The sequence below is a fragment of the Hanamia caeni genome (assembly GCF_003721595.1).
In the GTDB taxonomy this organism is placed as follows: domain Bacteria; phylum Bacteroidota; class Bacteroidia; order Chitinophagales; family Chitinophagaceae; genus Ginsengibacter; species Ginsengibacter caeni.
This window is the reverse complement of the sequence record NZ_RJJR01000005.1, coordinates 70,358-88,715: the sequence shown is the minus strand read 5'-3', so window position 1 is coordinate 88,715 and position 18,358 is coordinate 70,358. Positions and strand designations below refer to the sequence as shown.

Below are 18,358 nucleotides of genomic sequence, written 5' to 3'. Positions count from 1 at the left end.
AACTAACGGTGAGGGGTAAACGAAAAAAGACAGTTACAATTATATAGTGGACAGACAAATAATCTGCTTTTTTATTTTACACTAAATAACCAAAAGCATCATCATCTTCTTTTAATTCGGTGTAATTAATATTGTGAAGATTAAAATTATTTTTGAGCTTTTCATAATCTTCCTTAGCGCCTAACTCAATGCCAACTAGCGCGGGGCCCGCTTCTTTATTATTTTTTTGGATGTATTCAAACCTGGTGATATCATCAGTTGGTCCTAAAACTTTATTGACGAATTCTTTCAATGCGCCGGGCCTTTGCGCAAAACGTATCAGAAAATAATGTTTTAAACCTTCGTATTGTAATGAACGCTCCTTTATTTCCTGCATGCGGTCAATATCATTATTGCCCCCACTGATAATACAAACGACATTTTTGCCTTTTATTTCGTCTTTGTAATCATCTAAAGCAGCGATGGATAAAGCTCCCGCGGGTTCCGCTACAATCGCATCTTCATTATAAAGCTGTAAAATAGTAGTACAAACTTTTCCTTCAGGAATTAAGTGCATTTCGTATAAAACCTCTTTGCAAATTTTATAAGTGATATCACCGGCGCGGCTAACAGAAGCGCCATCCACGAAATGTTCTATGTTATGCAGTTCAACCGGGTGGCCTGCTTTAAAAGCTGCAGTCATAGAAGGAGCGCCTTGCGGTTCCACGCCGATAATTTTTGTAGCGGGTGAAAAAGTTTTAAAGTAAGAACCAACGCCCGATGCGAGTCCTCCACCACCAACGGGTAAAAATAAATAATCAATGTGGTTAAGCTCTTCCAGTATTTCCAAAGCAACAGTTGCCTGCCCTTCAATAATTTTAAGATTATCATACGGAGGAATAAATGTTTGATTATTTTCTTTGCAAAATTGAATGGCGGCTGCGGCGCACTCTTCGAAAGAATCTCCAACCAATTTTATTTCAATCGCATCTGCGCCAAACATTTTTGTTTGCTTTACTTTTTGCTTAGGTGTTATCACCGGCATAAAAACTACTCCTTTGCAACTTAATTTTTTGCACGAGTAGGCAAATCCCTGCGCATGATTTCCTGCACTGGCGCAAACTACACCCTTCTTTAATTGTTCTTGCGGCAAAGTGCTGAGCATGTTGTAAGCACCTCTTAATTTATAAGAACGCACTACCTGCAAGTCTTCTCTTTTGAGGAAAATATTACAATTATATTTTGTGGATAAATTCCGGTTTACCTCGAGTGGAGTTCTGTTCACTACATTGTTTAAGCGGGCAGATGCATCGGCCACTCCCAGGCCATCAAAGATGGGATGATAATTTATTTCATGGCCTTTTGATTGATGCTTATTACTCATAGGAAATGCAAAAAAATTTGAAAAAAGATTGCCGGCCTTTTATGCCGGCAATCTTTAAAATTATTATGCGGGCTCCTGGTTTTCAGGACGCAAGCTCCTTACGGTTTTTCCCGCCTGCCACATTTCGCTTTCGCGTAATTCTTTTAATTCTGCATCCAGTTTCTCACGATAATCTTTTTGCGAATTGGAATCAATTGAACGCTTTGCTTCTTTGCCTGCAGCAACGCTTGCATACAAATCAGAAAAGACCGGCAATGTAGCATCACGGAATTTTTTCCACCAGTCTAATGCGCCACGCTGTGCTGTAGTAGAGCAATTAGCATACATCCAGTCCATTCCATTTTCGGCAACCAGGGGCATCAATGATTGTGTTAATTCCTCCACGGTTTCATTAAAAGCTTCGGAAGGAGAATGGCCATTTTTGCGAAGGGTTTCAAATTGCGCAGCAAAAATTCCTTGTATCGCTCCCATCAGCGTGCCACGCTCGCCAGTCAGGTCACTGTACACTTCTCTTTTAAAATCGGTTTCAAAAAGATACCCGGAACCAATTGCAATTCCAAGAGAAATAACCCTGTCAAATGCTTTGCCTGTTGCATCCTGGTAAATGGCGTAGCTGCTGTTTAATCCGCGGCCTTGCAAAAACATTCTTCTTAGAGAAGTACCTGAACCTTTTGGCGCTACCAAAAATACATCCACATCTTTTGGGGGAACGATGCCTGTTTGGTCATTGTAGGTAATTCCGAATCCGTGAGAAAAGTATAAGGCTTTTCCGGCAGTTAAATGTTTTTTAACCGTTGGCCACAAAGCTATTTGTGCCGCATCACTCAGCAGATAACAAATGATAGTTCCTTTTTCCAAAGCTTCTTCAATTTCAAATAAAGTTTTTCCTTCTACAAATCCATCCTGCACTGCCTTATCCCAGCTCTTTGAATTTTTTCTTTGCCCAACAATTACGTTGATGCCATTATCCCTTTGATTCAAAGCCTGTCCTGGCCCCTGAACACCATAACCAATTACGGCTACTACTTCGTCTTTTAAAATTTCCTGTGCTTTGGATAATGGAAATTCTTCACGCGTTACCACGTTTTCTTCCGTTCCTGCAAAATTTAATGTCGCCATGTTTTTTGTTTTTTGTAAATTAAAAATCCTGTTTTTTATTTGTTTACTGTGACTAATAACAATAAAAGTCTGCTATCAATATCGTTTTAAATTATTTACTCAACTTCTGTTACTTCTAAAATGGAACTGGTTAATGCTCCATTCAGGTACCATCCTATTCCTTCTTTCATCAAAAAATCACCGGTATAAATTTTACCACTTTCGCGAAATGAATTTCGTTTGCCTTCTTCTACATTAATTTCCTTTACGACGTATCTGCTGGCCGGTTTCAAACCTTGCAAAATTATATTTTGATAGGTATCACCATGATGCACGTTCATATTGTAATCAAATACCACGGCCCTTTTCCTGCTGCTGTCAACATACATCAACGCGGCAATGCTGTTTTTATAAGGCGCTATCAGCCGATATAACGAGCCATAATTTAAAACATCCTGCAACCTTTTATAATTGTCAACTGCATTTCTGCAAAACTGAATTTCTTTTTCACTTAATTTATTGATATTAATGTCGAAACCAAGTTTGCCCTGCATAGCCACATCAATTTTAAACTTCAAACTTTCGTTGCCCCAATTGGTAACATGGTCGCACACGGCGCCGGCTGGAAAAAAATAAGAATAACCCCATTGAATAAAAATTCTTTCAACCGGGTCGGTGTTATCGCTGGCCCAAAATTCATTAAAATATTTTAATGCACCATATTCTGCGCGGCCACCGCCTCCGGAACAAAGCATCATTTCAAGGTCAGGAAATTCTTTTCTCACCCGCTCCAATACTTTGTACAATCCTTTGGTATAATCCACATACAACGCCTGTTGATTATTGCCAAGGTAATTACTGTAAGCGTTTGTCATAAAGCGATTGCAGTCCCATTTTATATAAGCAATTCCCGGATTTTCAGTAAGTAGATTATGCATTACACCATAAACAAAATCCTGAACCTTAGGATTGGTAAGGTCCAGCACAAGTTGGTTACGTGAAAGGTCTATCGGGCGGTTTGGTAATTTTAAAACCCATTCAGGATGCTGCTCATACAATTCACTTTTAGGATTTACCATTTCAGGTTCCACCCAAATTCCAAACTTAATACCTTTTTGTTCAGCCTGCTTTACAAGATATTTAAGGCCATCGGGCAATATTTTTTTATTCGCCTGCCAATCGCCAAGGCCTGCTGTATCGCCATGTCGCGGATGCTTATTTCCAAACCAGCCATCATCCAGCAAAAAAACATCAACACCAATTTTTTTTGCACCATCAAATAATTTTACCAAAGTATCCTGTGTAAAATTGAAAAAAGTAGTTTCCCAATTATTGAGCAGCGTTTGTCTTTTCTGATGTCCGTTCCACACACCATAATTTAAGGCCCATTGGTGAAAGTTGCGGCTGGCTTGTCCTTTGCCATTTGTTGACCACGTAAAAATAAAATGCGGTGTATTAAATACTTCTTTTGGCCTGAGTGAATAAGCCGAAGCGTACGCATTGATGCCCGGAATTATTTTTAGTGAATTCCCTGCATGCCCATTAGACCTGATATTTTCAAATTGCAAATTAAAATTCCCGCTCCACGCCAAAGAACCTGCAAAAACATTTCCTTCATTTTCATCGGCAGGCTTGTTGGGCGAAATCATAAAAGATGGCACTTCATAATTCGTAGCTCTTGTGCCAAGTTTAGATTGAATATTGTAAATTCCTTCGGGCAGCTTTGTTTCTTCAAATTGCATTTCACTGGCCCAGTCACCATAAAAATGAGTAAGATAAAAATTATTATCGTGAAGTGTGACAAATGAAGAAGCATAACGGTTAAGCGTAACCGAAGATTTCTCTTCATGATAAATCGTTGCCCATTGTTCTATCACATTTTCCTTTTTGTAAGATTTAAAATTCAAAGTGACGTAAAAAGAATACTCCGGGTCTTTCAATTTGATATGAGTAACTGAAACATCATCGTTCTCATTTTCTATAGAGGATTCAACAAAATTAAGTTGCAAAGAAGGATTGCCATCTGCATGCGTAACCTGGATAGCAGGCTCAAAAACATACCCCATACCTCCACCCGGAAAGGCAGGATTGCCGCGGGATAGCAGCGATTTATCATTCAAAGAATCGGGATTATCTGCATCAGCGAATTTGGAACCAAACCAAGCTTGTTGTAATTGATGATTGCCATCAACCTTATATATTAATGAAGTATTGTTTGTGGCAATTGTAATAGTTTGGGCGTAATTTTTTGAAAAAAAACAAAAACAAAAGGCAAAGCAGATTAATATTTTAGCTAAAGGGTTTTTCATTTTTCTTCGTCTGTTTTTTCATTGAAAATAATTTGATTGTGAAAAGGGTCAATTACTTTAACCGCCATTGCGCCGTAAAAAGTTTTTTCTAATCCCGGTTTATTGTATTTGTATTTTTTGCCGATAACCTCTTTGTGAAATTCTTCCACGCCATTGCGCCAAACAAATACGTTTGTGCCTGGAGTGCCATCTCCGTGATGTTCGCTTAAATGAATTAGCAATCCATCTTTTTCAATCTCCAGGTATACCGGCGTGTTTTCATCAAAAGTATGTTCCCAATTGATTTTAAATCCCAGCCAATCAACATAAAATTCGATTGCCTTTTTATAATCAAAAATTCTCAAAACAGGAATAACTTTTTCAATTTTCATTTTATTGAAATTGGATTACATAGTAAAAATTTCGCTCTGCCGGTCTAAAAATTCATTCTCTACAACTTCTTCACCCGGCTGCATTTTTTCAAATTCTTTTACTTTTTCATGAAAGCTATCGCTGTTTTTAATAATGGCAACGCGTGCGCTTCTTACAAATTCAATCAAACCGTAGGGTTCAAGCGCTTCAATTACTTTATTGGTTTCTTCGCGATGACCTGTTGTTTCAAATACTGTATAATCTTTTCGAATCGCTACCGCCCTTGCTCCAAACTGGTGAAGTAATCTTTCAACCTTGGCTTTTTCTGCGATAACATCAGTTGGCACTTTATACAAAGCCATCTCTTGCCAGATGATTTCGTCGTTGGTATTAAAATAAGCCTTTAAAACGTCCACTTGTTTTTCAATCTGGCGTACTAATTTTTTGATTACTTCTTCTGTTTCTTCAATTACAATATTAAACCGGTGAATGCCGGGAACCTCTGAGGGTGAAGTGTTCAGGCTTTGAATATTTATTTTCCTCCTTGAAAAAATGATGGAGATTCTATTTAGAATTCCTATCTGGTCTTCTGAATAAACCGTTATCGTGTATTCTTGCTTTCCCGGTACAGTGGAAGAAGAAATAGCTGTCTTTTTTATTTCGTCAGTATTCATGATTTTGATTTTTTAAAGATTTTAAGATAAACGGATTTCAGAAACGCTGCAACCCTGGGGAACCATCGGGAATACATTATTTTCTTTACCTACTTTCACTTCCAGCAAGTACGGGCCTTCGGTTTCAAGCATTTTCCGGATACCTTCTTCCAGGTTTTTTCTTTCAGAAATGTTTTCAGCATTGATATGATAAGCCCTGGAAAGCGCTACAAAATCAGGACTGTCAATGTTGGTAAATGAATAGCGCCTGTCGTTAAATAATTCCTGCCACTGTCTTACCATTCCCAGGAAATGATTATTTAAAATAATAATTTTAAGGTCAATATTATTTTGCATAATAGTTCCCATTTCCTGCAAGGTCATCTGGAAGCCGCCATCTCCAATTATTGCCACAACCGTACGTTCTGGCGCGCCTAACTTTGCGCCCATTGCTGCGGGCAATCCAAAACCCATTGTACCGAGGCCGCCTGAAGTAACGTTGCTTCTGGATGAGTTGAATTTCGCATAGCGACAAGCCACCATCTGGTGCTGGCCAACATCACTAACGATTACGGCATCGCCTTTTGTAAGCTCGTTCAAAACTTTAATTACCTCGCCCATCGTCAGGATGTCGGTGTCAGGATTTAATTCTTTGTTGATGCAGATGTCAATTTCTTTTTGAGTGAATTCACTAAATTTCTTCAACCAATCTTTATGTTCTTTTTTATCAATTAGTTTGGTCAGCAAAGGCAACGTCTCTTTACAATCGCCCCAAACCGGCACCGTAGTTTTTACATTTTTATCTATTTCCGCCGGGTCAATATCAAGATGTATTACTTTGGCTTGCTTCGCATATTTATCAAGCCTTCCTGTTACACGGTCGTCAAAACGCATACCCACCGCAATCAACACATCACATTCATTGGTTAATACATTCGGGCCGTAATTTCCATGCATGCCCAGCATTCCTACATTTAATGGATGGTCGGTTGGCAAGGCGCTCAAACCCAGAACGGTCCATGCGGCGGGCAAATTTCCTTTCTCTATAAATGCTTTAAACTCCTTTTCTGCATTACCAAGAATTACACCCTGTCCAAAAATTACGAAAGGCTTTTTTGCTTGATTAATTAGTTCAGCGGCTTGCTCGATATATTCTTCGCGAACAATCGGTTTAGGCCTGTAGCTACGAATATGGTTACAAGGCTTATATCCCTCAAAATCGAATTTTTGAACTTGGGCATTTTTTGTAATGTCAATTAAAACCGGCCCTGGTCTTCCACTCTTCGCTATGTAAAATGCTTTTGCAAGCGCTGATGGAATTTCGTTGGCGTCAGTTACCTGGTAGTTCCATTTTGTAACCGGCGTCGTAATATTTACCACATCAGTTTCCTGGAAAGCGTCCGTGCCTAAAAGATGTGCGAACACCTGGCCTGTGATACAAACAACCGGCGTGCTGTCAATCATAGCATTCGCCAGCCCTGTTACCAGGTTGGTAGCTCCGGGGCCGCTGGTAGCGAATACTACACCTACTTCTCCGGAAGTAGTGGCAAAGCCCTCCGCGGCGTGAACGGAGCCCTGTTCATGACGGACTAAAATATGGTTGATTTTATCCTGGTAGTCGTAAAGCGCATCGTAAATCGGCATGATGGCGCCTCCGGGATATCCGAAAACCGTCTTTACTTTTTCGGCAAGTAATATTTTTATTACGGCCTCGCTGCCAGTAATGTTTGCCGTTTTTTTAGAAGTGACTTTTGTCTTTTTTTCTTCTTCTAATTCGATGGTATTCATAATAGTAAAATTTAAATATGGTATGTTTAATTACTAAACACTTGAGTGGCAAATTCATTTTTAAGTCTGAAGAAAGTAGTCATGTCTGTTGAGCTTACATCGGTGTACCCGACTTGTCGCAGCATGGTGACGACTTGTCCGCGATGATAGGTAGTATGGTTAAATACGTGCACTAACAATTGATAAATGGGTTGATTAAATTCTATTCCTTTCGAATTTTTATAATTTAATGTCTGCGGAAATTGGTCTTCCGACATAGCCGTGACGAATTTCTGATAGCCGTCAGAGATTTCCTTCCAGGTTTCTATTAACTCATCTTTTGAGCCTTTAAATTTTACTGCAAGCATTTGGGAATTTGGCTTCTTATTCATTCTTTCCAGCCACGTTTTTTCTGCTGATACCATGTGCAAAATAGTTTCATAAATACTTTTGAAACTACTCACTACCAGCTGATTCCATTGTTCATCAGAAATATGTTTGAGCCAATCGCACATCTGATTATTTGCCCAGATGTGGTATTCAGATAATTCTATAAAATAATTCTTTGACATAATTAACTTTTAAATCCAATTCGTTTCCTGGCTTTCCATGCTTCCAATTTATTTTCTTCTTCTACTTTTTTATCCAACATGTTTTCTAATGCTTCGTAGATTTGATTCAATTGAGCATAGTGGCTTCCTATTTTTTCTCTTAACCCATCCAATTTTTCCAAAATATCTTTGTATTGAATAGCAAATTTCTTAAAGCAATAAAAGCGCGGACAATTGCGATATTCATTTTCCTTGCTATCGGACTTTTTAAAACACTTGCTAGCATGGTTACACCATGTTCAGTAAATGCGTAAGGCAATAAGTCCTTTCTTCTCTTTTTCTGGAACCGGTCACAATTTGTGATGAGTTAACATTCTGACATCTATTTGAATGTATGAGGTCACAATTTGTGACCTCATACTGCTCCATTCTTTTCTGGTAAGCCGAGACATAAAATCTTCCGGAAAACTTTCTATATTTCTTCTTACAGCCTGATTAAAAACTCTTGTTTCTACTTCATACAAAGCAGCCAAATCAAAATCAAGCATCACTTTTTGTTCCCTTATTTCAAATATCTTTTGTTGAATAAATTGCGCTCGCATTACTAAAAATTCTTAAACCCAATTTTTTAATTTTTAATTAATGCCAATAACCATATCACCATTTTGCAAACATTATACTTATTTTTTAAACCCGATTCTTTCCCTTTGTTCCCAGTTTCTCTGGTTTGCTTTTTCGTCTAATAAATTTTCGATAGAGTCATAAATTTGATTTAATTGTGCATCATGTTCACCTATTTTTTCTTTAATCATTTTTAATTGCTCTTTCAAATCATTTTCTTTTAAAATAATCTTTCTAATTTCTACAAAAGCGCGCATAATGGCTATATTCATATTAATAGCTTTATCACTATTTAAAACGCCACTCAACATAGCCACACCTTGTTCAGTAAAAACATAAGGAAGATACCTGGTGCCGCCTCTTTTTGAGGTTTCAAATTGCAACCTCAAAGGATGTAACTGCTTTTCTAAGGTTTCAATTTGAAACCTCAAATCATCCCATTCTTCTTTTGCGAGTTGAAACATGAAATCTTTGGGAAATCTTTTTATATTCCGCTTGACAGCAAGGTTTAATGATTTAGTTTCTGTTTGATATAAATCTGCCAAATCCCTGTCAAGCATTACCCTTTCACCCCTGATTTTATAGATCCTGTTTTGTATGCTTCGTATAATCTGCATGATTATTTTTCAATTATTCTAATCTTCATCGGTCACACAACCTTCACTCGCATTCTTTACAAACTTTGCATATTTATACAAAACTCCTTTTGTTGCTTTCAAAGCAGGCCGTTTCCAGGCAGCTCTTCTTTTAGCAATTTCTTCATCACTTACCTTTAAGTTTAATGTGTTTTTTACCGCATCTATTTCAATGATATCATTATCTTCTACCAATCCCAATAGCCCGCCTTCAAAAGCCTCAGGAGTAATGTGGCCCACGACAAAACCATGAGTGCCGCCACTAAATCTTCCATCGGTAATTAATGCAACCGTTTTTCCCAAACCCGCGCCAATAATAGCGCCTGTGGGTTTTAGCATTTCTGGCATGCCAGGCGCGCCTTTAGGCCCGATGTTTCTGATTACCACTACATCACCCGCATGAACACGCCCGCTCTCCAGTCCCTCTATCAAATGTTTTTCGCCTTCAAATACTCTTGCAGTGCCTTCAAAATGGGTTCCTTCTTTTCCCGTTATTTTTGCCACACTTCCTTTTTCTGCAAGATTGCCGTATAATATCTGAAGATGTCCTGTTGCTTTAAGTGGATTTTCAAGCGGACGGATAATATCCTGCTTGTCGAAATCAAGGTCTTTTGCCTCTTCCAGATTTTCAGCCACCGTCTTTCCGGTTACGGTCATGCAATCACCATGCAATAAACCTTTTTTCAGTAAATATTTCATAACTGCAGGAATGCCGCCATGTTCATGCAAATCCTGCATCAGGTATTTTCCGCTTGGCTTAAAATCTGCAAGCATCGGAACTTTATTGCTGATGGTTTGAAAATCATCCGGAGTTAAATCAATGCCAATGCTTTTGGCTATTGCAATCATGTGCAAAACCGCATTGGTGCTGCCGCCTAAAATCATTATTAATGTAATCGCATTCTCCAAAGCTTTACGCGTCATAATATCTTTTGGCTTAATATCCTTTTCCAAAAGATTTTTTATGGCCGGCCCAATCGCAGCGCATTCTTTTTCTTTGTCTTTGCTCATCGCAGGATTACTTGCTGAATAAGGCAAACTCATTCCCATCGCTTCAATCGCACTGGCCATCGTGTTCGCTGTGTACATGCCACCGCAAGCCCCTGCTCCCGGGCATGAATGGCGAATGATACCTTTAAAATCAGCTTCATCCAAATGGCCGGAAATCTTTTGGCCGAGGGCTTCAAAAGCAGAAACAATATTTAAATCTTCCCCTTTATAATGCCCCGGTGCGATAGTACCGCCATACAACATTATAGACGGACGGTTCAATCTGCCCATCGCCATTATGGAACCAGGCATATTTTTATCGCAACCCGGAATCGCAACAATTGCATCATAATATTGCGAGCTTGCATTTGTTTCGATACTATCGGCAATAAGGTCGCGGCTCACAAGGCTGAAACGCATTCCATCCGTGCCCATACTAATGCCATCACTTACGCCGATTGTATAAAAACGAAGGCCCAGCAAGCCTTCTACATTGTTCACACTTTTTTTAACTTCTGTAGCAAAGTCGTTTAAATGCATATTGCACGGATTACCATCCCAACCCATGCTCACGATTCCCACCTGCGCTTTATCAAAATCTTTTTCTTTAAATCCGATTGCATAGTACATCGCCTGCGCACCCGGCAGATTCTCGTCCTGTGTCAGCGTTTTACTGTATTTGTTAAGTTCGGTGTCAACTAATTTCTCGCTCATTGGTAAAATAGAATTATTGATTATTTATTCGTTTACTGATATTTAATTTACCGGCTGTAAATTATTTTTTGTTGCTTTTTCGGTCACAAGGTCTTTATATTCTTTTTGAATTTTACTTCCGAGTGATTCGTTCCATCTTTTTCTGAAAGAAATATTATCCAGCTTTTCAATTCCTATCACCTCTGCTGCTGTGCCGCAAAAGAAAGCGCTGTCTGCATCCCTGAGTTCCTCCGGAGAAATTTGCTTTTCTTCTACCGGTATTTGAAAGCGTTCGCAGATTTCAAAAACTGTGGCTCTTGTTATTCCAGGAAGAATATTGCCCGGCTGAGGCGTAATAAGCCTGCCATCTTTTTCCATAAAAATATTGGCGCCCGGTGCTTCAGCTATATTACCATCTATATCTTTCAATAAAGCCTCATCAAATCCTTTTGATTTGGCTTCCTGGCTGGCAAGAATAGAATTTACATAATGGCCTGTTGCCTTTGCTTCTATTTTAAATGCTTTTGGATTAGGCCTTTCAAAAGAAGAAGTCATCACGCTTAATAATTTTTCGCCCAAAAAAGGTTGCATTTCCCACGCTTCAATTACGATGAAAGATTCTGTGTTTGGACTGAAACTCATATTGGCCGGTGCATACACGAGCGGCCTGATATAGGCATCCTGCAAATTGTTGAGTTTTAAAACTTGATAAGTCGCGTCAATTAGTTCGTCGCGATCCCATGGATAAGGCAAATTAAGCGCGCTTGCTGAATTGGCAAGCCTGTCGAAATGTTCAATTTCTTTAAAGATTTTTGTTTGCCCATCTATTGTTTTATAAGAACGAATTCCTTCAAAAACGCCATATCCATAATGCAGCGTTTCACTGTACAGATCAATTTTAGCTTCTGAAGCTTTTACGATTTCTCCGTTTAAATAAACAAATGTTTTGTTGTTGTAATACATGATTTTTTTAATTGAAGGGGTGAAAAAAACCCCGCATCTTTTGGAGGCGGGGCTGCTTGTTTAAATAATTTTATTAGCTTATCCTCCTCCAAAGACAGGTACAATAATGACTACCACAGCAATCATGATCACTGCAACATTTATTAGTCCATTATTTAATTTGCCTGTCAACATTTTGAGGATTGAAAAGCAAACTTAAAATACCTGGTTCAAAAAACAAAGAACTTTTTTAGAGTGCCGGCGTTTTAAAGCCTGACACCCCTCTATCGCCAATTTTTTTTTATTCTTTAAATGATGGTTGTCTGGCCAATCGCCATATTGCTGATGTTTGAATTTTGCGGAATTTCATTTGAAATATAATTGCTCACTAATTCGCCAATCGTTGAAGTAAAATATGAATTTACCGGGTCGATATCTTTGGTAACAAAACCATTGCTTAATGTCCAATCCACAGCATCTCTTATCATTTTAGCTTCTTCGTTTAATCCAAAATGTTCCATCATCAAAGCGCCTGATAAAATGGAGCCGATAGGATTTGCAATATCCTTTCCGGCGGCCTGCGAATAAGACCCGTGGATTGGTTCAAACAATGCATTCACTTCCCCGATAGAGCTGGAAGGAAGCAATCCCAGCGAACCGCTGATTACGCTTGCTTCATCACTAAGAATATCACCAAACATATTCGCTGTAAGAATTACATCAAATTGTTTTGGATTCACGATGATTTGCATAGCTGCATTATCAACAAACATATAATTTACCTTAACATCCGGATATTTTGGAGAAATTTGCTGTATCGTTTTTCTCCACAACCTTGAAGTTTCCAGCACATTTGCTTTATCTACCAGCGTTAATTTCCTTTTTCTTTTTTGAGCGGCTGCGAATGCGAGATGTGCAATTCTTGAAATTTCTGAAGTATTATAGATGCAAAGGTCCGACGCTTCTGTACCTTCTTCATTCAATTCTTTTTTCCCAAAATATATTCCGCCGGTTAGCTCGCGGTAGATAACAAAATCAACGCCGGCCAGGTTTTTTTCTCTTAAAGGCGAAAGATGATAAAGAGATTTATAAGCATTTACAGGGCGAATATTGGCAAATAGCTGTAAGTCTTTTCTTAATCGCAGCAAACCCTGTTCGGGCCTTATTTTCAAAGACGGATCATTATCATATTTCGGAAGCCCGATGGCGCCAAGCAACACGGCATCGCTGTTCAGGCAGCTTTCAATGGTTTCATTGGGCAGCGGATCGCCCGTTTTTTCAATAGCAATGCCCCCCATCAGCCGATGACTAAAATTAAAATTATGCTTAAATTTTAATGCAACTGCGGTTAACACTTTTAGTGTTTCATAGGTCACTTCCGGACCAATTCCATCTCCTGCAATCACTGTTATATTCTTATCCATGTTTATAATTCGCTAGCGGATTTATTATTTCATTTATAAATATTTCATGCCAGGGCAAGCGTAGTATTCTTTAAAACCCTATAAAACTTATCAGCTTTCTTTTCTAATTGGAAAATATTTTCTATACATGATGGCACATTCCGTTCATCATGGCTCACATAGATCAATGTACGGTTTTTACCCAAACAAATACTATCCACCAATGAAACAAATTGTTTGCTTTGCTTATCATCAAGCCCCTGGCAAGGTTCATCTAATACTAACAATGGCGGATTTTTTACCAAAGCTCTTGCAAGCAAAATCATTCGTTGGAAACTGGTAGAAGTTGAATGCAGCGGCTTCGTTGACACATGAGAAATTTGTAAAAAATCCAACCATTGAAGTATAATTTGATGTTGTGATTGACTTAACTTTCTGTATAATCCGATTGTATCAAAAAAACCGGATGCGATTGCATCAAAGCAGGAAATATTTTTGTCGAAATATGCGTGGAGCTCGGGAGATATAAAGCCCGTTTTTTCTTTGATGTCCCAAATGCTTTCGCCACTTCCCCTTCTTTTTCCAAACAAATAAATTTCATTGGCGTATGCCTGCGGATGGTCGCCGGTTATCATGCTCAGCAATGATGATTTGCCGGAACCATTGCGCCCTTTCAACAGCCATTTTTCCCCTTCTTTTACCGTCCAGTTGAGTCCTGAAAAAATCAAATGTTTTCCGTAGTTCAAATGAATATTTTTCATTTTTACCACCGACTCAAATTGCAAAGACAAATCAGAAAGAGGCAGCAAATCGGAATTATAACTGTAACTATTTTGGGCCCTTTCAGGTTGTTCCAATACTAAATCTTCTTTGCTTCCAAAATAAGTTATCCGGCCATTTTCGAGAAAACAGGCATGCGTTACAAAATCCGGTATTGCAAACGTTCCGGGTATGATTATAATCTGAGTTCCCTGCTTTGATATTTTGAGCAATATATTATTTAATTCATTTACACCTGATACATCAAGCCCTGTGTAAGGCGTATCAAGAATCAAAATATCCGGTGGATTAATGAGCGCTTTAGCTAATTGAAACCTTTTATGTTCACCGCTTGATAATTGAATCAGCGGAGAATTTTTTAAATGTTCAATACCCAGGATAGCGAGCGTAAAATCTATGCTATTTGTTTGTTTACTATTGCCAGTATTATTGTTTGCCACCAGTGATCCCCTTTTTAATTCATCGTAAATAGTTGGTGCATCCTGTGAATCAAAGCTGTTATATCGCTGCTGGTAATAAAAATCAGATGTGCCTGATAAATTCCTGAAAGCATATCGCTGATCAATTAATTGAATTCGTGTATGCCTGTCCGTTACATGATCAAAATGAAAAGAAATATTTCCGTTAAAATGAATATTTGCGGCCAATGCTTTTGCCAGCGTGGTTTTGCCACTGCCGGATGGTCCCAGTATAGCCAAATGCTCATTTTGCTGAAGAGAAAAAGAAATTCCATCCAGCACAATTTTATCGTCTGTTTGTACAATAACCTTTTTTACTATGATAGATAGTTTTTGCATTTTCACTTGCTGATTTCAGGACAATGTATTTTCAAACCTTGAGATTTCGTCTTTAAGGTTTATCAGATAATCAATATCATCGTATCCGTTCAGAAGGCAGGTTTTTTTATAATGATTGATTTCAAACTTTTCTGATTCCCCGGTTTTATCAATTGTAATAGTTTGATTCTCTACATCAGCCGTAAGGGTAGATCCATTTTCAAGCTCAAATATTTTATTTAAAAAAGCTTCACTTATCTGTACAGGAAGAATGCCATTATTCAACGCATTATTTTTAAAAATGTCTGCAAAAAAACTGGAAACCACCACATTGAAACCATAGTCAAGAATTGCCCACGCGGCGTGTTCCCGGGATGATCCGGAACCAAAATTTTTACCGGCCACAAGTATGGAACCGTTGTATTCAGGCTTGTTCAGAACGAAATCCTTTTTCGGCTGTGATTCATCATTATTATAATACCTCCAATCGCGGAAAAGATTTTTACCAAAACCTTCGCGCGTGGTTGCTTTTAAAAACCGTGCGGGAATTATTTGATCCGTATCTACATTCTCTTCTGTAAGAGGAATGAAGGTGCTGGTTACTTTTCGTAAAGAATGCATTTTAAATCATCTTTTATTTTAAAACAATATCCGTTCCTAAACAAATTCCCTAATATCGCTTACTTCACCCGTAATAGCGGCCACTGCTGCCGTGAGCGGGCTTGCTAATAATGTTCGTGCTCCGGGGCCCTGCCTTCCTTCAAAATTGCGGTTGCTCGTAGAAATACAATACTCGCCCGCCGGAATTTTATCTTCATTCATTCCCAAACATGCGCTGCACCCTGCCTGGCGAATCTGGAATCCTGATTCATTAAAGATTTTATCAAGCCCTTCTGCTACAATTTGCTCCCGCACCTGGTGTGAGCCAGGAACGATCATCACTTTCACATTTTCATTTTTCTTTTTTCCTTTTATGAAAGATGCTATGAGGCGGTAGTCTTCAATTCTTGAATTAGTACAACTGCCAATAAAAACATTTTGTACACGCATGCCTTTCAATGGCTGTCCCTCCTGCAATCCCATATATTCCAGCGCTTTCAAAAGATTTTTTCTATCCCCTTCGTCTTCTATGCTGCCAGAGGTGGGGATTGTTCCGTTTATAGAAATTCCCAGGCCCGGATTTGTTCCATAGGTAATCATGGGTTCAATATCTTCAGCATTTATATTTAATTCACTGTCAAAAACAGCATCATCATCAGATCGCAATTTTTTCCATTCTGCTACTTTATCATCCCATGCAGTTCCTTTCGGCGCAAACAACCTGTTTTTTACATATTGAAAAGTAGTTTCGTCGGGGGCTATCATGCCGCCCCTTGCGCCCATTTCAATACTCATATTACAAATGGTCATTCTTGCTTCCATTGAAAGATCGCTGATGGTAGAACCCGCATATTCAACAAAATATCCAGTTGCGCCACTGGCCGATATTTTTGAAATAATATAAAGAATGATGTCTTTTGACAATACGCCTTTATTCAATTTTCCATTGATATTAATGCGCATTACTTTGGGTCTCGTCTGCATAATGCATTGAGAAGCGAAAACCATCTCCACCTCGCTGCTTCCAATTCCGAAGGCAACAGCGCCAAATGCGCCATGCGTAGAAGTATGGCTGTCGCCACAAACAATCGTCATTCCAGGCTGTGTAATTCCCAGCTCGGGCCCAATGATATGCACAATCCCCTGGAAGGGATGGCCAAGTCCGTATAATTCAACTCCATGATTTTTGCAATTCTCAGTTAATTTTTGCACCTGCCTTCTGCTCAGTTCTTCCTTTATCGGCAAATGCTGATCAATAGTAGGTACATTATGATCTGCAGTAGCTACCGTTTTATTCGGCCTGAAAACTTTCAATCCTCTTTTTTCCACACCGGCAAAAGCTTGCGGGCTGGTAACTTCATGAATAAAATGTTTGTCGATGTAAATAATATCGGGCCCTTCCGGTATAGATTTTACCCGGTGCTTTTCCCATATTTTTTCAAAAAGTGTTTTGCTCATAATGTTTAAATGAGAAATTTTTTAAACGGGTTGGCTTAGCTTTCTGCTTTCTGCATTTTTTTTGAAGATTCAAACTCGCTGGCCAATTCTGAAAGGTCTTCATCTTCCACTACTTTTTTTCGATCGGCTACTTTTAAAAAATGATCGTACAAAACATCAACATCACTCTTATAAAACTGAAATCCTAATTTCTGAAAACGATAAGCTAATGCACTGCGGCCGCTTCTGGCGGTAAGTACAATCTTTGAACTGTCAACGCCCACTTCTTCGGGATTCATAATTTCATACGTGAGAGAATCCTTTAAGAATCCGTCCTGGTGAATACCGGAAGAATGGGAAAAAGCGTTGCTGCCTACGATGGCTTTATTCGGCTGAACCGGCATGCCCATGGTTTCAGAAACAAGCCTGCTCATCGGATATAATTTTGTAGAATCAATGTTGGTATAAAAATTCAATGATTTGTGTTGCTTAATTACCATCACCACTTCTTCAAGCGAAGTATTGCCTGCTCTTTCTCCCAATCCATTTATAGTGCATTCTATCTGCCGCGCGCCACTTATTGCGCCTGAAATTGAATTAGCTGTTGCGAGGCCCAAATCATTATGGCAATGACATGAAATCACCGCCTTATCAATATTGCTTACATTATTTTTTAAGAAAGCGATTTTTTCGCCGTACTCATGAGGCAAACAGTAGCCGGTAGTATCAGGAATATTAACGGTAGTGGCGCCGGCCTTTATAACCGCTTCAATCACTCTTGCCAAATATTCATTGTCGGTTCTTCCCGCATCTTCTGCATAAAATTCCACATCATCTGTAAAATTTTTGGCCCACGTAACACATTGCGCCGCGCGTTTTAAAATTTCTTCCCTTGTTGAATTGAATTTACTTTTTATGTGAAAATCAGAGGTGCCAATGCCTGTATGGATGCGCGATCTTTTTGCATATTTTAAAGCCTGGGCGGCCACTTCTATATCTTTTTGCACCGCGCGGGATAATCCGCACACAATCGCATTTTTTATATTTTTAGAAATCTCTTCCACTGAATTAAAATCGCCGGGGCTTGATATAGGAAACCCGGCTTCCAGAACATCCACGCCTAATTCTTCAAGTTTTAAGGCCAGTTCAATTTTTTCTTTCGTATTCAATTTGCAGCCGGGGACCTGTTCTCCGTCCCTTAAGGTAGTATCAAAAATGACAATCTTTTCCATAATTTGTTTTTAAAAAGATGAATTTGCGGAAGAAAAAACATCTACGTTTTCTCCGAAATTAGAGGTTTACCTCTATGATAGCTAAATTAAAATGAAATGAACTTACACTGCTAAAATAAACGCGAAAAATATGAAACCCTTTGTGGCAAAGGGTTCT

The 18,358-nt window shown here is 38.8% G+C and carries 17 protein-coding genes; all 17 read right to left on the bottom strand.

The genetic code is table 11. The annotated features are described in order from the left end of the window. Positions 1-76: 76 nt before the first annotated feature. The 17 genes from ilvA to EFY79_RS07810 all read right to left on the bottom strand — a co-directional run bounded on the left by ilvA (position 77) and on the right by EFY79_RS07810 (position 18,201). The gene (ilvA, locus tag EFY79_RS07890) at positions 77-1,363 is read right to left on the bottom strand and encodes a threonine ammonia-lyase (RefSeq protein ID WP_123120152.1); all 1,287 of its coding nucleotides are present in this window, start codon (positions 1,361-1,363) and stop codon (positions 77-79) included. A 63-nt stretch (positions 1,364-1,426) separates the two neighbouring features. Continuing rightward, positions 1,427-2,482 carry a ketol-acid reductoisomerase gene (gene ilvC, locus EFY79_RS07885; protein WP_123120151.1) on the bottom strand — a complete coding sequence of 352 codons (1,056 nt, stop codon included), beginning with the start codon at positions 2,480-2,482 and terminating at the stop codon, positions 1,427-1,429. Between the two features lie 95 nt (positions 2,483-2,577). Next, complete coding sequence (locus EFY79_RS07880; RefSeq protein ID WP_123120150.1) at positions 2,578-4,770, bottom strand: alpha-galactosidase; 2,193 nt, start codon at positions 4,768-4,770, stop codon at positions 2,578-2,580. Then, positions 4,767-5,141: a glyoxalase superfamily protein gene (locus EFY79_RS07875; RefSeq protein WP_123120149.1), complete on the bottom strand. Its 375-nt coding sequence runs from the start codon at positions 5,139-5,141 to the stop codon at positions 4,767-4,769. The genes EFY79_RS07880 and EFY79_RS07875 overlap by 4 nt, the downstream gene beginning before the upstream one ends. Before the next feature lie 15 nt (positions 5,142-5,156). Then, positions 5,157-5,795: an acetolactate synthase small subunit gene (gene ilvN, locus EFY79_RS07870; protein ID WP_123120148.1), complete on the bottom strand. Its 639-nt coding sequence runs from the start codon at positions 5,793-5,795 to the stop codon at positions 5,157-5,159. A 21-nt stretch (positions 5,796-5,816) separates the two neighbouring features. After that, positions 5,817-7,562, bottom strand: coding sequence for a biosynthetic-type acetolactate synthase large subunit (gene ilvB / locus EFY79_RS07865; protein WP_123120147.1), 1,746 nt, complete (start codon positions 7,560-7,562; stop codon positions 5,817-5,819). A gap of 26 nt (positions 7,563-7,588) precedes the next feature. After that, positions 7,589-8,113, bottom strand: a complete 525-nt coding sequence (locus EFY79_RS07860; RefSeq protein ID WP_123120146.1) for a DinB family protein — start codon at positions 8,111-8,113, stop codon at positions 7,589-7,591. A 2-nt stretch (positions 8,114-8,115) separates the two neighbouring features. Continuing rightward, positions 8,116-8,274, bottom strand: coding sequence for a hypothetical protein (locus tag EFY79_RS21725; RefSeq protein WP_233577954.1), 159 nt, complete (start codon positions 8,272-8,274; stop codon positions 8,116-8,118). Positions 8,275-8,442: 168 nt separating this feature from the next. Next, entirely contained in the window at positions 8,443-8,694 is a 252-nt protein-coding gene (locus EFY79_RS21720) for an ORF6N domain-containing protein (protein ID WP_123120145.1), read from the bottom strand. Positions 8,695-8,772: 78 nt separating this feature from the next. Then, complete coding sequence (locus EFY79_RS07845; protein ID WP_123120144.1) at positions 8,773-9,330, bottom strand: ORF6N domain-containing protein; 558 nt, start codon at positions 9,328-9,330, stop codon at positions 8,773-8,775. Positions 9,331-9,348: 18 nt separating this feature from the next. Next, the gene (gene ilvD / locus EFY79_RS07840; protein ID WP_123120143.1) at positions 9,349-11,052 is read right to left on the bottom strand and encodes a dihydroxy-acid dehydratase; all 1,704 of its coding nucleotides are present in this window, start codon (positions 11,050-11,052) and stop codon (positions 9,349-9,351) included. Positions 11,053-11,094: 42 nt separating this feature from the next. After that, a complete protein-coding gene (locus EFY79_RS07835) occupies positions 11,095-11,994 on the bottom strand; it encodes a branched-chain amino acid transaminase (RefSeq protein ID WP_123120142.1) in 900 nt (299 codons plus the stop codon). 287 nt (positions 11,995-12,281) lie between these two features. Then, entirely contained in the window at positions 12,282-13,397 is a 1,116-nt protein-coding gene (leuB, locus tag EFY79_RS07830; protein ID WP_123120141.1) for a 3-isopropylmalate dehydrogenase, read from the bottom strand. A gap of 44 nt (positions 13,398-13,441) precedes the next feature. Next, positions 13,442-14,953, bottom strand: a complete 1,512-nt coding sequence (locus tag EFY79_RS07825; RefSeq protein WP_123120140.1) for an ATP-binding cassette domain-containing protein — start codon at positions 14,951-14,953, stop codon at positions 13,442-13,444. A 15-nt stretch (positions 14,954-14,968) separates the two neighbouring features. After that, complete coding sequence (gene leuD, locus EFY79_RS07820) at positions 14,969-15,553, bottom strand: 3-isopropylmalate dehydratase small subunit (protein WP_123120139.1); 585 nt, start codon at positions 15,551-15,553, stop codon at positions 14,969-14,971. A gap of 36 nt (positions 15,554-15,589) precedes the next feature. Next, positions 15,590-16,990, bottom strand: coding sequence for a 3-isopropylmalate dehydratase large subunit (gene leuC / locus EFY79_RS07815; RefSeq protein ID WP_123120138.1), 1,401 nt, complete (start codon positions 16,988-16,990; stop codon positions 15,590-15,592). A gap of 35 nt (positions 16,991-17,025) precedes the next feature. Further along, a complete protein-coding gene (locus tag EFY79_RS07810; protein WP_123120137.1) occupies positions 17,026-18,201 on the bottom strand; it encodes a 2-isopropylmalate synthase in 1,176 nt (391 codons plus the stop codon). Positions 18,202-18,358 lie beyond the last annotated feature (157 nt).

What these genes read in the sequence shown, in the direction of transcription:
- ilvB (WP_123120147.1), bottom strand. Translation starts at nt 7,562, where the DNA reads ATGAATACCATCGAATTAGAAGAAGAAAAAAAGACAAAAGTCACTTCT.
- ilvA (WP_123120152.1), bottom strand. Translation starts at nt 1,363, where the DNA reads ATGAGTAATAAGCATCAATCAAAAGGCCATGAAATAAATTATCATCCC.
- EFY79_RS07880 (WP_123120150.1), bottom strand. Translation starts at nt 4,770, where the DNA reads ATGAAAAACCCTTTAGCTAAAATATTAATCTGCTTTGCCTTTTGTTTT.
- ilvD (WP_123120143.1), bottom strand. Translation starts at nt 11,052, where the DNA reads ATGAGCGAGAAATTAGTTGACACCGAACTTAACAAATACAGTAAAACG.
- leuC (WP_123120138.1), bottom strand. Translation starts at nt 16,990, where the DNA reads ATGAGCAAAACACTTTTTGAAAAAATATGGGAAAAGCACCGGGTAAAA.
- ilvC (WP_123120151.1), bottom strand. Translation starts at nt 2,482, where the DNA reads ATGGCGACATTAAATTTTGCAGGAACGGAAGAAAACGTGGTAACGCGT.
- EFY79_RS07835 (WP_123120142.1), bottom strand. Translation starts at nt 11,994, where the DNA reads ATGTATTACAACAACAAAACATTTGTTTATTTAAACGGAGAAATCGTA.
- leuB (WP_123120141.1), bottom strand. Translation starts at nt 13,397, where the DNA reads ATGGATAAGAATATAACAGTGATTGCAGGAGATGGAATTGGTCCGGAA.
- EFY79_RS07810 (WP_123120137.1), bottom strand. Translation starts at nt 18,201, where the DNA reads ATGGAAAAGATTGTCATTTTTGATACTACCTTAAGGGACGGAGAACAG.
- EFY79_RS07860 (WP_123120146.1), bottom strand. Translation starts at nt 8,113, where the DNA reads ATGTCAAAGAATTATTTTATAGAATTATCTGAATACCACATCTGGGCA.
- EFY79_RS21720 (WP_123120145.1), bottom strand. Translation starts at nt 8,694, where the DNA reads ATGCGAGCGCAATTTATTCAACAAAAGATATTTGAAATAAGGGAACAA.
- leuD (WP_123120139.1), bottom strand. Translation starts at nt 15,553, where the DNA reads ATGCATTCTTTACGAAAAGTAACCAGCACCTTCATTCCTCTTACAGAA.
- EFY79_RS07875 (WP_123120149.1), bottom strand. Translation starts at nt 5,141, where the DNA reads ATGAAAATTGAAAAAGTTATTCCTGTTTTGAGAATTTTTGATTATAAA.
- ilvN (WP_123120148.1), bottom strand. Translation starts at nt 5,795, where the DNA reads ATGAATACTGACGAAATAAAAAAGACAGCTATTTCTTCTTCCACTGTA.
- EFY79_RS07845 (WP_123120144.1), bottom strand. Translation starts at nt 9,330, where the DNA reads ATGCAGATTATACGAAGCATACAAAACAGGATCTATAAAATCAGGGGT.
- EFY79_RS07825 (WP_123120140.1), bottom strand. Translation starts at nt 14,953, where the DNA reads ATGCAAAAACTATCTATCATAGTAAAAAAGGTTATTGTACAAACAGAC.